This is a genomic window from Egibacteraceae bacterium, from assembly GCA_035540635.1.
In the GTDB taxonomy this organism is placed as follows: Bacteria; Actinomycetota; Nitriliruptoria; order Euzebyales; family Egibacteraceae; genus DATLGH01.
The window spans coordinates 71797-88168 of record DATLGH010000021.1 but is presented as its reverse complement, the minus strand read 5'-3'; the positions used below and the strand labels follow the sequence as shown (position 1 = coordinate 88168).

The following is a 16372-nucleotide window of genomic DNA, read 5'->3' as shown; positions in this document are numbered from 1 at the left end:
AGCCTTCGCCGACGTGAGGCCCTACGGATCCCTGCGCACCCACGGTGCCGGCACCCTGCGCCCCGGCGACGAGGGCGCCCAGGTGACGCTCGCGGGCTGGGCCGCCCGCCGCCGCGACCACGGGGGCGTGGCGTTCATCGACCTGCGCGACCGCTCGGGCGTCGTGCAGGTCGTCGCCGACCCGACCGCGTCGGAGGCGCTCGAGGCGGCGCACGGCGTCCGCAGCGAGTACGTCATCCGCGTGACGGGCACCGTCCGCGCCCGCCCCGGGGGCATGGTCAACCCCAACCTCGACACCGGGGAGATCGAGGTGGCCGCCTCGAGCCTCGACGTCCTCGCCGAGTCCGAGACCCCCCCGTTCCCCCTCGAGGAGCGCACCGACCGGGCAACCGCAGGCGGGCGGGACCAGGTCGACGAGAACCTCCGGCTGCGCTACCGCTACCTCGACCTGCGCCGGCCGGGGGTGGCGCGCGCGATCCGCCTGCGCAGCGACATCACCCGGATCATCCGCCGGGTCATGGAGGCTCACGGGTTCGTCGACGTGGAGACCCCGATACTCACCCGCTCGACACCAGAGGGTGCCCGCGACTTCCTCGTGCCGTCCCGGCTTCAGCCCGGGAAGGTCTACGCGCTGCCCCAGTCACCGCAGCTGTTCAAGCAGCTGCTCATGGTCGCGGGCCTCGAGCGCTACTACCAGATCGCCCGCTGCTTCCGGGACGAGGACCTGCGCGCGGACCGCCAGCCGGAGTTCACCCAGCTCGACGTCGAGGCGAGCTTCGTCGACGAGCAGGACCTGTTCACCCTCGTCGAGGAGCTCATGACGACGCTGTGGTCCGAGCTCCTCGACGTCGACCTCGTGACCCCCTTCCCGCGGCTGTCGTTCACCGAGGCGATGGCGCGCTACGGCACCGACGCGCCCGACACGCGCTTCGACCTCGAGCTCGTCGACCTCGGCGAGGTCTTCGCCGCCACCGAGGTGGGCATCTTCAAGGGCGCCCTGGGCGCCGGCGGGTCGGTCATCGCGGTGCGCCTGCCCGGCGGCGGTGCCCTCACGCGCCGCGAGTTCGACGAGTGGGTGGAGTTCGCGAAGGGCAGGGGTGCCGCCGGGCTCGCCTGGGGTGTCGTCGAGGACAGCGGTGGGCTGCGCAGCCCGCTCGCGAAATTCATGAGCGACGACGAGGTTGCCGGGCTCCTCGCCGCGACGAAGTCCGACCCGGGCGACGCGGTCTTCTTCGGCGCCGGGGCGACTCGGTTCACGCAGGAGCTCATGGGGGCCCTGCGGGTCGCCCTCGCGCGCGCCCGCGGCCTCGTCCCCGAAGGCCATTGGGAGTTCGTGTGGGTGACCGGCTGGCCGCTGTTCGAGTGGAGCGCGGACGAGGGGCGTTGGGACTCCACCCACCACCCTTTCACAGCCCCCGACGACGCGTCCCTCGATCGCCTCGAGGACGCCCCCGGCGAGGCGAGGAGCCGCGCCTACGACCTCGCGCTGAACGGCTCGGAGCTCGGCGGCGGTTCGATCCGCATCCACCGCCGTGACGTCCAGCAACGGGTGTTCCGGCTGCTCGGCATCGACGAGGACGAGGCGGAGGAGAAGTTCGGGTTCCTCCTCGACGCGCTGTCCTACGGGGCGCCGCCGCACGGCGGCATCGCGTTCGGCCTCGACCGCATCGCGATGCTCATGGCCGGCGCGGGGAGCCTTCGTGACGTGATCGCGTTCCCGAAGACCCAGTCGGGCAGCGATCCCATGACCGAGGCGCCGAGCGTTGCCGACCCCGACCTCCTCGCCGACCTGGGGCTGCGTTTGCTGCCCGCGCGCAGGCGGTAGGCCCTTTGGCGATGGACCTCCCTCTTTCCCACCCGTCGTGAGCCGGGCCCGCCCCGGCGCCCTTGCGGGCGGGTTCGTCGCCGTCGTGCTCGCCGTGTCCGTGCCCGCCACCGACCGCGCGACGACCGGTGGCCACACGCTCGGGGACCTGACGTCCGGGACGACGTCCGCCGACGCGGCGGCGGCGCGGGAGCCGGCTCCGCGGCCGCGCCTGGACCGCGCCCGTCCCGATCGCACGGCGGTGCTCCCGTCAACCCACACCGTCGCGCCGGGCGACACGCTGCACCGCGTCGCCGAGCGCTACGCGGTGAGCGCCGGCTCGCTCGCCCGGGCGAACGCGGTGACGATGGTCGACCCCCTGCGACCGGGACAGCGGCTGGTCATCCCGGGCGACGACCCGCTCGAGCTCACCACCCCCGAGGACGTCGCCGCGGCCCGCCTCGCCGTCGAGCACCTGCTCACCGACGCCGCCATGACGTTCGGGCTCGACGTCGCCCTCGTGCAGGGCCTCGCGTGGGTCGAGTCGCGCTGGATGCAACGCGTCGTGTCCTCCCAGGGGGCGATCGGGATCATGCAGGTGCGCCCCCGCACCGGCGAGACGATGGCGCACCAGCTCGGCCGCCCTCTCGACCTCCACGACGTCGGCGACAACGTCACCGCGGGCGCGGCGTACCTCGCGGTGCTGCTCGACCGCCACCACGGTGACCTGCGGGCGGCCCTCGCGGCCTATCACCAGGGACCGGCGTCCGTCCGCCGGCGCGGCTGGCTGCCCGTGACCCGGCGCTACGTCGCCGACGTCCTCGCCGCACAGGAGCGCTTCACGCAGGCCCGCGCCGAGCGGTGAGCCGCCGGCCCACCGCTACGCTCAGCCGGTGACACGGGTCCTGGTTGCCGCCTGGGTGGGCTCCACGAACCTCGGCGACGAGCTGGTGTTCGCAGGCCTTCGTCGCAAGCTCGTCGCCCGGGGCGTGGCGGTCGCCGCGCTCTCCGTCGACCCACGGGGAACCGCCGCCACCCATGGGGTGCAGGCGCTCGACCATCGTGACCTCGGCGGCCTCGTCCACGCGGTCGGCGAGGCCGACGCCGTGGTCTTCGGTGGTGGGGGGCTGCTGCAGGACGAGACGAGCCTGCTGAACCTGCCCTACCACCTGTCCCGGCTCCAGGTCGCGCGGCGGCGGCACACGCCCTTCGCGGTCGTCGGTGTCGGGGCGGGTCGCCTCGACACCCGTCTCGGGCGTGCGCTCGTGCGGCGAGGGCTGCGTAGCGCAGTGGCGGTCAGCGCCCGCGACACCGCCTCGGCACGGCTGCTCGGCGAGGTCGGCGTCGAGGGGGTGCGGGTGAGCGCCGACCTCGCGCTCGCGCTGGACCCTCCGCCGGTGCAGCCGGCCGATCGGCTCGTGGCGTGCCTGCGCCCCTGGTCTGCCGGGCGCAAGCGGGTGCCGGCGGGGCTGCGCGCGGACACCACGCCGCCCGCGGTCGTCCACGCCGCCGCGCGCGGCCTCGACGAGGCTGCGAGCGCGACCGGCCTGCCCGTGCACCTCGTCGCCCTCCAGGCCGACCGCGACGACGCCTTCCACCGCCGCGTCGCCGAGCGCATGCGCACGCCGGCGACCACCGCGTCCCCTTCGCTCGCCGGCGTGCTCGTGGAGGTCGCCCGCTCCCGGGCGGTCGTCGCCATGCGCTACCACGGCGGTATCGGGGCGGTGCTCGGCGGGCGGCCCTGCGTGCTCGTCGGCTACGCGCCGAAGGTCGACGCGCTCGCCGGCGAGCTCGGTCCCGGGGGTGCATTGCTCCCATGGAGTGCGGAGGGCATGACGGGCGTCGCCGGCGCGCTCGGTGGCGTCATGCGGCACGCCGACGCCGTCGTCGAGGCCCGGGAGCGGCTGCGGGCACGTGAGCGCGGCAACGACGCGGTCCTCGACGAGCTCCTCGCTACGGGCGGCGGCGGGCGGGTGCCCTCGTGAGCCGCCGGGTGCTCGGCCTGGCCCGGGGCCTCTACGTGGTCGCGCTCGTCGCGGTCGTCGTATGGCTCGTGTGGTCGCGGCGCGACGACCTCGCCCGCCTCGCCTCCGGTGCGCGTCCCGGCATGCTCGTCGTCGCGCTACTGCTCGGCATCGGTCAGCTCGGCGTGAACGCGGCGTTCTGGGCGAGCGCGCTCGCGGCGCTCGGGGAACGCCAGCGCTGGTCGACGGTGGTCGACGCGACCGCCCGCTCCGTCCCGGCGCGCTACCTGCCGGGCAGCGTGTGGTACGCCCTCGGGCGGGCCGGGCTGCTGCACCGCGCCGGCGCGACGAAGCGCGCGGTGGGAGCCGTTGCGGTGCTCGAGTCGGCGCTGTCCATCGTCGTCGTCATCGCCCTGGGTTCGGCGTTGCTCCTCGCGAGTGGCCGGGTGCCCGCGGCCGGATGGCAGGTCGCCGCCGCATGCGTGACGCTCGCACTGCTCGCGTCCCCCCCGGTCGTGAACGCCCTGCTGCGGCGCGTGGCCCGCTGGCGGGGCGGCAGCGCGCCGTGGCTGTCGTGGCGGCGTCACCTCCGACTGCTGGCCTGGATGGCGGTCTTCTGGTCGTACTCGGCGATGACGTTCAGCGTCTACCTCGCCGCATTCCCCGGCGTGGCGGTCGGCTCGCCCCTCGAGGTCGCCGGCTCCTTCATGCTCGCGTGGGGGGTCGGGTTCCTCGCGCCGTTCGCGCCCCAAGGCGCCGGCGTCTTCGAGGTCACGGTCGCCGCGCTGCTCACCCGCGACGCCGTGGCGGGGGTGGCGGTCATCGTCGCCGGCTACCGGGCGCTCATGGCCGTCCGCGACGCCCTCGCCTTCGCCGCGGCGCACCTGCGCAACGCGACGACGCGCCGGGCAGCCGGCGCTCCGGCGAAGGCGGCCGACCACGGCCACTGACCGCTTCCGGGCCGATGTTTTCACCCCCCGGGAGACCGGTAAGGCTTTCGTCGAGCCCGGTTCGCGCCTCCGCGCGACCGTGCAGGCGCCGCGTTGCGGCGCGGGTCGGGTCTACCGCTGCAATCAACATGAAGGAAAGGGTGCGTCCCTACATGGAAACAACCATCTCCTCTCAACGGGTCCTGGTCGGGAGGGCATTGGCGCTGTTCGGCGCCCTCGCACTGGCATTCGCGTTGCTCGCCGTACCGGCCGCCGCTCAGCAAGGAGACGGGGACGACGTCACGCCGGCCCGCGTCGATGGGCAGAACCGCGTCGAGACCGCCGTGAACATCGCGACGCTGACCTTCGACCGGGCCGACGTGGCCCATCTCGTCTTCGGTGGCGACTACCCCGACGCCCTGGCCGCCTCCTATGCCGCCGGCGTGGTCGACGGCCCGATCCTCATGCCCGCGTCGCGCGACGACGTCGGCGCGATCACGTGGGACGCCCTCGAGGAGCTCGGCGTCGAGCGCGTCCGCCTCGTGGGAGGTGAGGCGGTGCTGTCACCTGCCATCCAGGAGCAGCTTGACGCGCGCGGCTACGAGAATCGCCGGATCGCCGGCACCGACCGCTACGCGACCTCCGCCGAGGTGGCGAAGTTCTATGGCCTCGGCATGGGCGACAACCTCGGCACCGTGGACGGTCACCGCACCGCGGTGATGGCGAGCGGCGCCAACTTCCCCGACGCGCTCGCTGTCGGACCCATCGCCGCCGCGGCCCAACTGCCGCTCGTGCTGACCCCACCGCACCGCGCCGACGCGGAGGTGGACCACGCCCTCGACCTGCTCCACATCGATCGCATCGTGCTCGTCGGAGGAACGGCGGCCGTGTCACCAGCCGTCGAGCGGCACTACCGCGACCTCGGCTTTGCCGTTGAGCGCGTCGCTGGGGCGCACCGGATGGGCACGGCGGCGCTCCTGGCCGACCGGGCCGTGCTGCAGTTCGGCTTCTCGCCCGCCCTTGTCCTGCTCGCCCGCGGTGACGACTTCCCCGACGCGCTGGCCGCGAGCATCCACGGCGCAACCGCCGGCGCCCCCATCCTGCTCACGCAGAGCCCGGCGGTCCTCGGCCAGCCCACCTCGACGTGGCTCGCCCGCAGCTGCCCCGACATCGACGTGGTCCGCGCCCTCGGTGGGGACGCAGCGATCCGCCCCGCTACGCTGCGGGCCGCGGTCGAGGCGGCGCGAAGCTGCCGCCAGCCGGTCGGCTCATCGGGTCTCGCCGAGCGCCAGGCCGTCGGCGACTTCACCGATCTCGTCGACGTCCACGCGTCCGCCCACACCGGCTTCGACCGCATCGTGCTCGAGTTCGCCGGTGCGGAGCACCCCGCGTGGCCGGTGAGGTGGACGGACGAGCCGCGCTACCAGCCGGCCGATCAGCCCGCCGAGGGGTCGAGGGCAATGCCTTCTCGAGGTGAGCGTGAGCGCGAGTGACGCGCCGGCTACCAGCCGAAGCCGAGCGCGCGGGCGAGGAAGCTCGCCATCTGGTCGCGGGTGACCGCGAGACGGGGGCAGTAGCGGTCGGGGGAGCAGCCGGCGGTGACGCCGCGGGCTGCCACGGCGTTGATGCGGGTGCGGTGCACCGACCCGCGGGTGTCGGCGAAGCGGTCCTGGTTGCTCTCGCCGAGGTCGAACGCGCGCGCGATGAACGTGGCCATCTGGTCGCGGGTGACGGTCGCGCCCGGCGCATAGCGCCGCGGGGCGACGCCCTGGGCGATCCCCGCCGCGGCGACGGCATTGACGGCGTCGCGGTGCGCCGAGCCGCGAGGCACGTCGTCGAAGCGGTCGGGCGCCTGCGGGTCGAGCGGCAGGTTCAGCGCACGGGCGATGAACGTCGCCATCTGGTCGCGACGGACTCCGGCGCGGGGGTCGTAGGTGCCGTCGGCGCGGCCGGTCGTGACGCGCCGCTCGGCGATGGCGGCCACGTTGTAGGCGTGCGGCGAGCTTGACGCCACGTCGGGGAACGCGGTGAAGCCGATGACCCCCACCTGCTGGGACGGCGGCGGCGCGCCGGCGTTGCGCAGGGCCAGGAAGACCTCTGCTCCCGCGACCCGCACGGTGCTGCCCTGGAAGCGCCGGTCGACCACCCGCCGGCCGTCGGCCGCCCAGCCGGACACCGAAAGCGCCAGGGGTGTCCCGCCGATGGTGCGCGCGGCGACGTCGACCTCGGTGACCGTCACCAGCCCCACGAGGTCGGCGAGCACGGCGTGGGGAAGCTCGTGGCTCCACGCCGCCTGGGGGTTCGTTCCCGCGAGCCGGGGGTCGCTGACCCACGGGTCCGTGACGCTCCGCAGGTGCGGCAGCGACCGGCCGCCGAAGGCCCACGACTCCTCCATGTTCTCGCTGCGGCCGCCGTGGGAGCGCGCATAGACGGCATCGACGAGCTGCCCGCCGGCCGTCACCGCCTGCCCCGTCGTGGAGGTGACCGCCTCCCTCCAGGCGCCGGCCTGCGGGTCGGCCTCCCGCGCGTAGCCGGCGTAGCTCTGGTCGGGTGGCGTGAGCCCCACGTGGCAGCCGCACTCCCCGCGAGGCCCCGCCGCCAGGCGCTGGGCCGCGACGGTGCGGGAAACGACCGCCTGGGCCCGTAACGCCTCGAGGCCCCACCCGGCGGGCATCTCGTCGACGCCGAGGAGGTACTCCTCCAGCGGCAGGGCGAGCAGCGGATCCAGCCGCCCGCTGGCCTCGTCACGGGTGACCGTCACGACCCCGCGGTTGACGGCGCCGTCCGCCGGGGTGTCGCTCCCGGCGATCTGCGGCAGCCGCAGCGCGGGGGCGCCGCCGGTGGGGTAGCGCACCGTCACCGGGCCCGGGCCACGAGCGACGGTCCTGCCGCCCGCGTCCTGCAACGCGAAGCCCGGCGGTCGCAGGATGGCCACACCGGGGTCGTGGACGAGCGTCCAGGTCTGGCCGGCCGCCACCCGCGCCGGGCCAGCCTCGGCGGCGAGCGCGACGTCGACCCCGCCGTCGGAGCCCCCGAGCGCGGTCAGCCGCAGCACCGTCGGGTCACTGACCCGGGCGTTGGCGTGGAAGAGCCCGACGCGCAGGGGCTCGGTCGTCGCGGTGGCGGTCTGCGGGGCGATCTGGACGTCGGTGTAGAAGTGCTGGAGGATTCCCACGTGGTTGCGACCCGCGAGGGCGAGCGCCCGTGCGCCCCACTGGCTCAGCCCGACGCTGTGCCCCTCGCCGCTGCCGTGCAGCGTGAAAGGGGGTGCCGGACGGGCGGCGTCCTGCCCGCCGGCCGGTCCGGCGAGCAACGCCACGGCCAGCGCGGCCGCGAGCAGCCCACCACACAAGCCGCGCACCGCGACCATGAACGCAGCCACGAGAGACCCTTCCGCCCGGCGAGGGCGAGCCGTCGCCCGCCGTCGGTGAGACAGCGATCGCGCCCCGTTCAGGCTAGCGGGCGGCCCGTCGGCCGCAAGGCGCCGCCCTTCAGCCGTCGACCGCGGCGAGGAGCGTGTCGAGGATCTCCTTCGACGGGGTGAGGTCCGGCGTGAAGGCGTCGCGGCGGTAGCGCCCCGGGTCGGCGAGGAACGCGTCGACGACGGCGGGCTCGTAGTGGGACAGCACGACGTTGCCGCCGAGGCCGTCGGGGCGTTCCGAGCGCAGCCGCCAGAGAAGGGTCGGCACGCCGAGCAGCGCGCACTCCTCCTGGATCGACCCGCCGTCGGTGATGACGAACGGCGCGGTGTGGAGCAGGCGGGTGAACACGAAGTGGGGGAGCAGGGGGCTGAGCTCCACACCGGCTTCCCGCAGCAGCTGGTCCCCGCCGGTCCGTGCGAGGGTCTGGACGGTGGGGCCGTGCAGGACGAACCGTACCGGGTGGCTCTCGGCGATCCGCAGGACGAGGCGGATCATCCCGTCGACACGCCGCCGGTTGCGGAGGTTCTCGACGCGGTGCATCGTCACGACGACCGGTCCCGACCCGGGCGGGCTGACCGCGCGCAGCCCGTGGCGCAGCGCCTCGATGACGGTGTTGCCGCCGAGGGGGATCACCCGGCCGCGCAGCCGCATCGACCGCAGGTTGGCGAGCGCGGCCCGGTCGGGCGCGAACAACAGCTGCGACAGGCGCATCACCCACAGCCGGATGAGCTCCTCCGGGAACGGGTTGAGCAGGCTGTGGCTGCGCAGCCCCGCCTCGAGATGGGCCACCTGCAACCCGGCCCGGCGCGCCATGAGGGCGGCGAGCAGCGTCGACGGTGTGTCGCCGTGGACAACGCACACCCCGCCGGCGCCGCCGAACACCTCTGCGCGCAGCCGTGCGGGGGAACGCAGCCGCGTCGTGAGCCGCCCCGACCAGAGGAGTGCGTGACCGATGGTGTCGACGTCCTCCTTGCCCCCGAGGACGTAGTCGGGGTGGCGCACGCCGAGGTCGGCGCGCATCGTCACCGACAGGCGCGCGTGCTGGCCCGAGTCGATCAGCCGGTAGTCCACGCCCTGGTCGTCCATCAGCCGCAGCAAGGGTGCGGTCTTGATGTATTGGGCCTTCGTGCCAAGGAAGACGTGGATGCGCTTCACGGTGCGACAAGCCTAACCGCAGGCACCCGCTGATCGGGCGAGGCCTACCAGCCCTCGCCGAGACCGCGGGCGAGGAAGGAGGCCATCTGCCCCCGGGTGACGACGTTGCGGGGGCAGAAGCGGTTCGCCGCGCAGCCGGCGGTGATGCCCCGGGCGGCCACGCGGTTGATGGCGTCGCGGTGCGGGGAGCTCGCGGGCACGTCGGTGAACCCCTGGTCGCCGGCGCCGGGCAGGTTGAACCCGCGGGACAGGAACGAGGCCATCTGGTCACGGGTGACGCCGTTGCGGGCGCAGAACAGCGTGCCGTCGGCGTTGCAGCCGCCGCTGATGCCCTCACGGGCGATCGCGTTGATCGCCGCGCGGTGGGGGTTGCCGGCGATGTCGCGGAACCGGTCGGGCTCGTTGGCGTCCACGCGCAGGCCCAGCGCGCGGGCCAGGAACGTGGCCATCTGCGCGCGGGTGACGTGGGCGGTGGGGCAGTAGCGCGGGGGATCGGCGGCGTCACAGCCCTGCGTGACCCCGCGTTCGGCGATGACCCAGATGTTGAACTCGTGGGGTGAGCCGTCGTCGTCCGCGAAGGGCGAGACGCTGAGCGACCGGATCTGCTGGCTGCGGACGAACGGCTGGCCGTCGCGGGAGGGCCAGCGCATCCGCAGCGTCGCTCCGGCGTTCTTCTCGCCGGTGAACGTGCGCACGACGCGCTCGCCGGAGGCGGTCCAGCCGTGGACCGCCAGCGTCCGGGGGGTGCCGCCCTCGGTGCGGTCGCGCACGGCGACGCTCGCGATGTGCTCCACGCCGGTCTCGTCGCGGACGACCCGCACGAGCTCGCTGTTGCTCACCGTGGCCGTCCAGGCCGCGTAGGGGTTGCCGCCGCCGAGCGACCACGGGTCGTCGACGCTGCGCAGGTACGGGAACGTGCTCGTCGACTGGTTGAAGGCCCAGGAGTCCTGGACGTTCTCGGTGCGGCCGCCGTGCGACGAGGAGTAGGAGGTCTCCGCGAGGCTGCCCCCGTAGGTGACGACCTGGCGCGCGGTCGAGTCGACGGCCTGGACCCAGCGGCTGCCGTCCGGGCCGCCCTCCTTCGCCCAGCCCGCGTAAGCCTGTGTGCGCGGTGTCGCGTCGAGGTGCCAGGCGCCGCCCCTGCGGACCCGGCGGCTCGCGTAGGTGCGCCCGGCGATCGCCTGTGCCTGCAAGGCGGCCATCTCCCAGCTGGAGGGCATCTCGGCGAGGCCGCGCAGGTAGAGCTCCAGCGGCAGGTGCAGGATCGGCCGCATGCGCTGGGCGGCGCCGTCCCAGGTGACGGCCACGTAGCCCCACTGGTAGGCGCCCAGCGGGGAGCCGGAGCTGCACCCCAGCTGCGGCAGGCAGAGCAGCCCCGGGTTCGGGCCGCCGGGCGGCGCGACGGCGAGCTGGACCGGTCCCGGCCCCCGCTCGATCGGGGCGCCCGCCGCGTCGTGGAGGACGTACGCGGCGCCGTCGTGGGTCAGGGTCCAGGCCTGCTCCGGCGGCGGCAGGGCGCGCACCCCACGGTCGTCCCCGAGACGCACCGTCGCCGCCGTCGAGGGGCCGGCGGCCCCGTTGCGGCCCCGGGCGGCCAGGCGCACGTGCCGGGCGCCCTCGCCGTCGACGCGGCTCTCGAACAGCTCGACCCGCGTCTCGCTGGAGGGGTCGAGCGAGCCCCCTGTACCGACGGTGACGCCGGGATAGTAGTGGGTCAGGATCTGCCCGACGCTGCGGCCGGCCTGCGCCTGCGCGCGCGCGCCGTACTGGCTCATGCCCACGCTGTGGCCCCAGCCGGAACCCCGCATGGTCACGTTCGGGGTGCGGCCCGGCACCCTCGCCGGCGCGACCGCGTCGGCGTCGGCGGGCAGGAGGCCCTCGACGACGTCGCGCACCAGGTCGGGCTGCGCCGTCGCCGGCGGGACGGCGACGAGCGCGAGAAGGACGGTCAGTGCGGTCAGCGCACGCCGGCTGGCGAAAGGTGTCACGCAGGGGATCCTTGAGCGGGAGCCTTCTGATCCGGCGCAGTGTACGTCCCGTCCGCGATCGGGAGGCCTCCCCACGGGCCGGTGGCCGCGGGGGATGCCCTGGTCCCCCGAGACCCCTTGTCCAGATGTCCGGCTGCGCCCCGTAGGGGATACTTGGCGTAGAGCCACGATCCGGGTTAGGGTGCCCCCTGCCCGATCCATGGTGTCGGGTCCCACGTGAGCGAACGACGTCGGTAGTACGCGTCCGTACCGCGGTGGGTCGAGCGCACGTCGCGCCTGACCATTGGACCGACATGCCGGAGGTTTTTCCTCCGGAACCCGCACGCACGACGCTGGTTGGAACGTCCTAGCAACGACGCGCCCCGTGTGCGTCGCGCCGCCGACTGGCGTTGAAGTCGGGCACAGCAGCACACCTTTGGCTTAGGAGGCCCTTTCATGACAGTGACGGACCGCTTCAGCGGGTCTGCTCTGCGCTTCCTGGCCGTACTGGGAGCAATGGCGGTTGCGTTCGCCTTGCTGCCCCAGACGGCCGGCGCGCAAGAGCCGCCTGCGGACCCACTCAACGCTTGCCCGGAGAACGCGCCGGCGGCGGGATTCACCGACCGCGGCAACATCCCCCAGGTACACCGCGCGAACGTCGACTGCGCGGCGCACTTCGGCATCGTCCGCGGGTTCGCCGACAACACCTACCGGCCCCGTCTGCAGGTCCGTCGTGACCAGATGGCCTCGTTCATCGCCCTGACGCTCGACGCGGCCGGCGTCGACCTTCCGGCGGGCAACCCCAACACCTTCACCGACGTGCCTGCCACCAACGTGCACGCGGACAACATCAACCGCCTCGCGGCAGCCGGCATCGTCGAGGGCGGCCCCGTCGGCCGCTCGACCAACCAGTACGGGCCCGAGCTCCGCACGCGGCGTGACCAGATGGCCTCCTTCCTCATGCGCGCGGCTGGCTTCGCCCTTCAGAACAACGTCAACGCGTTCGACTCGACCACCCAGCAGTTCACCGACGTGCCCGCGGGCAACGTCCACTTCCGCAAGGTCAATGCCGCCGCCGAGAACCGCATCGCGCTCGGCACCGGCGGCGGCCTCTACCAGCCGCGCCTGGAGACCCGACGTGACCAGATGGCCTCCTTCGTGGTGCGCCTGCTGAACTTCATCCTCACGGACGGTCCCCGCCCGCCCGGCGCCCCCACCATGGCGGTGACGATCGGCCAGTGCGTGGTCGGCCAGCCGACGACGGTGACGGCGACCATCACCCAGGCCGGTCAGGGAGTCCAGAACAGGACCGTGAACTTCACGGTCACGGGCCCGGCGACACCGCAGACGGCGACCGCTCTGACGAGCCCTGCCGGCCAGGCGCAGTTCCAGCTCACCGCGACGGCGCCCGAGACGGTCACGGTGACCGCGACGAGCCCGGCGCCCCCGGACGGCCAGCAGCTCCAGGCGACGGCGTCGGTCCGCTGCACGCCGCCGGCAGTCACCGGCCCGATCACCCTCGACCAGGCGACCGCGCCGCAGGGCGGCGTCATCACCGGCCGGGTAGACAACCCGGGTGCGATCCAGTCGATCGTCGTGACCGGATGCGGCTTCCAGAACGAGCAGGTCAACCTTGATGCGGAGGGGCGGTTCACCTTGAACATCCCCGCCGGGCAGGCAGCCGGTGCGTGCCCGCTGGTGTTCACCATCCGGTACACCGACGGGACGGTCCAGACGCAGACGGTCAACTTCACCGTCACCGAGGCCGCACGTCAGCGCACGAACGGCCCTGACCTCATCAGCGCCACGGCGAACCCCACGGCGAACACGGTGATCTACCAGTTCGACGCGAACATCACCGGTGCCGCACCGGACCCGGCGTTGTTCCAGGTCTACAACGCCGCCGGGCAGGTCTTCCGGCCGACGGCCGTGCAGATCCGGCCCGACAACCAGTCGGTGATCGCCCAGTTCGGCACGGGCATCGTCGGGACGGCGGTGCGTGCCACCGTCCGCGCTGGTGCGGTCCAGGACCCGCAGGGTCGCTTCGCCTACCCGCAGGACGCGCCGCTGCGCGCGCCTGAGCAGCTCGCGGGGCGCACGGCCGCGCCGGACCTCGAGACCGTCGGCAACATCCGTGTGGTCGGCGGCCTCGTCGTGGCCGACTTCCGCTTCGACCAGCCGGTGCTCAACGTCGCCGGCGGCTTCGGCGACATCGATGAGCAGCGCTTCTACCTCATCGACTCCGACGGCGTGGAATGGCAGGGCGGTGCCGTGACGGCGATCTCCGCAGACGCGCGGACGGTCACGGTCGCGTTCGCCCCGCCGGTCTTCCTGCCGACCGACGCCGTGCGGCGCGGAGCGGTCGACCCGGGTGCGGTGACGAGCAACCAGACCGCCGTTGCCGAGCGCCGGACGAACGTCCTGCAGGCGCATGACGTGACGGCGGGCGGCACCCGCACGCCCGACCTCGTCAACGCGACGGTGACCGGCCCGAACCAGGTGTCCTACCGGTTCGACACGGCTGTCGAGCAGTTCACCGTGGTCGCGAACCGGTTCCGGGTCTACACCTCGGCCGGCAACGCGAACCTCGTCGCCGTCGCAGGGCAGCCGAGCACGCCGACGGCCAACCCGATCGGTGCACCAGGTACACCGGGCCTTGCGCCGGAAGGTGACGGCGAGGTCAGCGCGACGACGTGCACCCGCTCAATTGCGGACACCGCGGTCGTCGACTGCACCTTCGCCGTTGGCACTGTGGCCCAGGCCGTCGGTGCGAGCGTCGAGCCGGGTGCGGTGACGCAGGTCGGCGCTGGTGCGCCGGGTGCAATCAACGTGCGTGACGAGGTGGCGCTGCAGAACATCGTGGCGGTCGCCGGGCGCACCGCGATTCCCGACCTCGTCGGGGTGACCGCGACGATCGACGAGCTCGGCAACAACCGCGTGGAGTACCAGTTCGACCAGGACGCCACGGCTGTGCCCACCGCCTCGCTGTTCCTCGTCAACCAGGAGGGCGTCATCTTCGTCCCGGTCGCCGAGGGTGCTCTCGCGCCGGGCGCGCCCGCCGGGGCGGTCTGCACGCGTACGATGCAGGACGCCAACCGGACCATCCGGTTGCAGAACTGCTTCACGAACGCGCAGGTGCAGACGTCGGTGCTCGGCTCCACCCAGCCGGGCATCGTCGCAGCCGGTACGGCGCCCACGCACACGGAGGGTGCGGCCACGGCAGTTCGCAGCTAACCGCGAGCAGCGCCGCTCTCCACTGAGGAGAGCCGAGGCCCCGGTCCCCACGGACCGGGGCCTCGCTGCTTTCCGGCGCTTGTGAACGATGGGGGTGGTCGGTGGCCCACCGAGGGGGCCAGCGCCTCGTCGTCCGGCCGAGCCCTTGGCCCCCGCACCAGCACCACGGATACGTGCGACGAGCCTGTGTCGCAAGGGTCCCTGCGGTCAGCGCAAATCGCTTCACGCGTCTTCAGGCTGAGCGCTCTCGCGCCGACACCTTCAGCGTCCGCCGCCACCCCACGCTGAAGGACCTCCGCACATGCCCGTCAACCGCTCGGCGCCCTTGCGTGCTGCCTCTGTTCTCGCGCTGCTCCTCGCCACCGCGCTCGCCGCCGTGCTCCTGCCACTGCCCCCGGCGCAGGCCGCCGCGGGGCCGGCCATAGGCGGCGTCGTCCCGGGGCGCTACCTCGTGACCGTCCGTCCTGACGCGGCGATCCACGCGGTCGTCCACGCGCTCGCGTCCAAGGGCGGCCGTGTGGAGCGGGTCCACGACGAGGCCCTGCACGGGCTGACGGTCCGCATGGACGCCGCCACCGCCCGCGGTGTCGCCGCGGACCCGCGCGTCGACAGCGTGGAGGCTGACCGCTGGGTGCGTGTGGCTTCGGCGACGCAGTTCTTCGCGCCCTGGGGGCTTGACCGCGTCGACCAGCGGGCGCTGCCGCTGTCGGCCACCTACACGTGGGCGAACAACGGAGCGGGGGTGCGCGTCTACGTCGTGGACACCGGCGTCCGAGCCACGCACACCGACTTCGGAGGCCGCGTCGTCGCGGGCTTCGATGCGCTCGGGGCCGGGACGACCGAGGACTGCAACGGGCACGGCACGCACGTCGCGGGCACGGTCGCGGGCGCCCATCACGGGGTCGCGAAGGGTGCGACCATCGTCCCCGTGCGTGTGCTGGGCTGCGACGGTTGGGGCACCCTCTCGTCGGTCGTCGCCGGAGTCGAGTGGATCACCGCCAACCGTCCCCCCGGGCAGCCGGCGGTAGCGAACCTCAGCATCGGCGGCGGCGCCAGCGCCGCCCTCGACACCGCCGTCACGAACTCCATCGCGAGCGGCGTGACCTTTGTCGTTGCGGCCGGCAACAGCAACACCGACGCCTGCACCACCTCGCCGGCCCGGGTTGGTGCAGCCCTCACGGTGGGGGCGACGACGCGGAGCGACGCGCGCGCTGCCTACTCGAACTGGGGCAGCTGCGTGAAACTGTTCGCTCCCGGCTCCGGCGTCGTCTCGGCGTACCACACGAGCACAAGTGCCACGGCGACCATGAGCGGCACGTCCATGGCTGCGCCGCACGTTGCGGGCGCCGCCGCGCTGCTCCTCGCGAGCTCTCCTCAGGCAACCCCCGCCCAGGTTCATGACCGACTGCTCGCCGCCGCCACGGCCGGCGTGGTCTCGGGTGCGGGTCTCCTCTCGCCGAACCGGTTGCTGTTCACCGGCGCGACGGCGACGGCTCCTGTCGCGGACCCTGTCCCGTCCACGGAACCGGCCCCGGCGCCCGCTCCTGCTCCGGCGCCGCCTCCCCCGCCCCCGGAGGTCGTGACCGTTCCGGGCGCCCCGACCGGCGTGACCGCCGTCGCCCGGAGTGGTGCTGCCGACGTCGCCTGGACCGCGCCCTCCAACGGCGGTGCCCCGATCAGCCGCTACACGGTTCGTGCCCACATGGCGGCCTTCGGTGGAAGGGTCACCACGACGGTAACCGTCTCCGGCAACGCGACCAGTGTCCGCGTGCCCGGCTTGTGGGGGGGTACCGCCTACTACTTCACCGTGGCTGCGGAGAACAGCGCCGGCGTCGGGGCGTTCTCCGCCCCGAGCAACACCGTCACCGCCGCCTGGTAGTTCCCTTCAGGTGGGGCG

The 16372-nt window shown here is 73.7% G+C and carries 10 protein-coding genes; 7 read left to right on the top strand and 3 right to left on the bottom strand.

The window, feature by feature from the left end:
- Nucleotides 1-13 precede the first annotated feature (13 nt).
- The 5 genes from aspS to VM324_04160 all read left to right on the top strand — a co-directional run bounded on the left by aspS (nucleotide 14) and on the right by VM324_04160 (nucleotide 6190).
- A complete protein-coding gene (aspS, locus tag VM324_04180) occupies nucleotides 14-1825 on the top strand; it encodes an aspartate--tRNA ligase (protein HVL98471.1) in 1812 nt (603 codons plus the stop codon).
- A gap of 37 nt (nucleotides 1826-1862) precedes the next feature.
- Nucleotides 1863-2669 (top strand): transglycosylase SLT domain-containing protein, encoded by an 807-nt coding sequence (locus VM324_04175; protein ID HVL98470.1) that lies wholly within the window; start codon nucleotides 1863-1865, stop codon nucleotides 2667-2669.
- A 28-nt stretch (nucleotides 2670-2697) separates the two neighbouring features.
- Nucleotides 2698-3789 (top strand): polysaccharide pyruvyl transferase family protein, encoded by a 1092-nt coding sequence (locus VM324_04170; GenBank protein HVL98469.1) that lies wholly within the window; start codon nucleotides 2698-2700, stop codon nucleotides 3787-3789.
- Nucleotides 3786-4718 carry a lysylphosphatidylglycerol synthase domain-containing protein gene (locus VM324_04165; GenBank protein HVL98468.1) on the top strand — a complete coding sequence of 311 codons (933 nt, stop codon included), beginning with the start codon at nucleotides 3786-3788 and terminating at the stop codon, nucleotides 4716-4718. Before VM324_04170 ends, VM324_04165 begins: the two co-directional genes overlap by 4 nt.
- Before the next feature lie 152 nt (nucleotides 4719-4870).
- Nucleotides 4871-6190, top strand: a complete 1320-nt coding sequence (locus tag VM324_04160) for a cell wall-binding repeat-containing protein (protein HVL98467.1) — start codon at nucleotides 4871-4873, stop codon at nucleotides 6188-6190.
- An 8-nt stretch (nucleotides 6191-6198) separates the two neighbouring features.
- On the opposite strand, the gene VM324_04155 is transcribed toward VM324_04160, so the two are convergent.
- The 3 genes from VM324_04155 to VM324_04145 all read right to left on the bottom strand — a co-directional run bounded on the left by VM324_04155 (nucleotide 6199) and on the right by VM324_04145 (nucleotide 11262).
- Nucleotides 6199-8079: a SpoIID/LytB domain-containing protein gene (locus tag VM324_04155; GenBank protein ID HVL98466.1), complete on the bottom strand. Its 1881-nt coding sequence runs from the start codon at nucleotides 8077-8079 to the stop codon at nucleotides 6199-6201.
- Nucleotides 8080-8188: 109 nt separating this feature from the next.
- Complete coding sequence (locus tag VM324_04150; GenBank protein ID HVL98465.1) at nucleotides 8189-9274, bottom strand: UDP-N-acetylglucosamine 2-epimerase; 1086 nt, start codon at nucleotides 9272-9274, stop codon at nucleotides 8189-8191.
- Nucleotides 9275-9318: 44 nt separating this feature from the next.
- A complete protein-coding gene (locus tag VM324_04145) occupies nucleotides 9319-11262 on the bottom strand; it encodes a SpoIID/LytB domain-containing protein (GenBank protein HVL98464.1) in 1944 nt (647 codons plus the stop codon).
- Nucleotides 11263-11697: 435 nt separating this feature from the next.
- On the opposite strand from VM324_04145, the gene VM324_04140 reads away from it, so the two are divergent.
- Together VM324_04140 and VM324_04135 are read left to right on the top strand one after the other, a co-directional pair.
- The gene (locus VM324_04140; protein ID HVL98463.1) at nucleotides 11698-14475 is read left to right on the top strand and encodes an Ig-like domain-containing protein; all 2778 of its coding nucleotides are present in this window, start codon (nucleotides 11698-11700) and stop codon (nucleotides 14473-14475) included.
- Between the two features lie 301 nt (nucleotides 14476-14776).
- Nucleotides 14777-16354 carry a S8 family serine peptidase gene (locus tag VM324_04135; protein ID HVL98462.1) on the top strand — a complete coding sequence of 526 codons (1578 nt, stop codon included), beginning with the start codon at nucleotides 14777-14779 and terminating at the stop codon, nucleotides 16352-16354.
- Nucleotides 16355-16372: the final 18 nt, after the last annotated feature.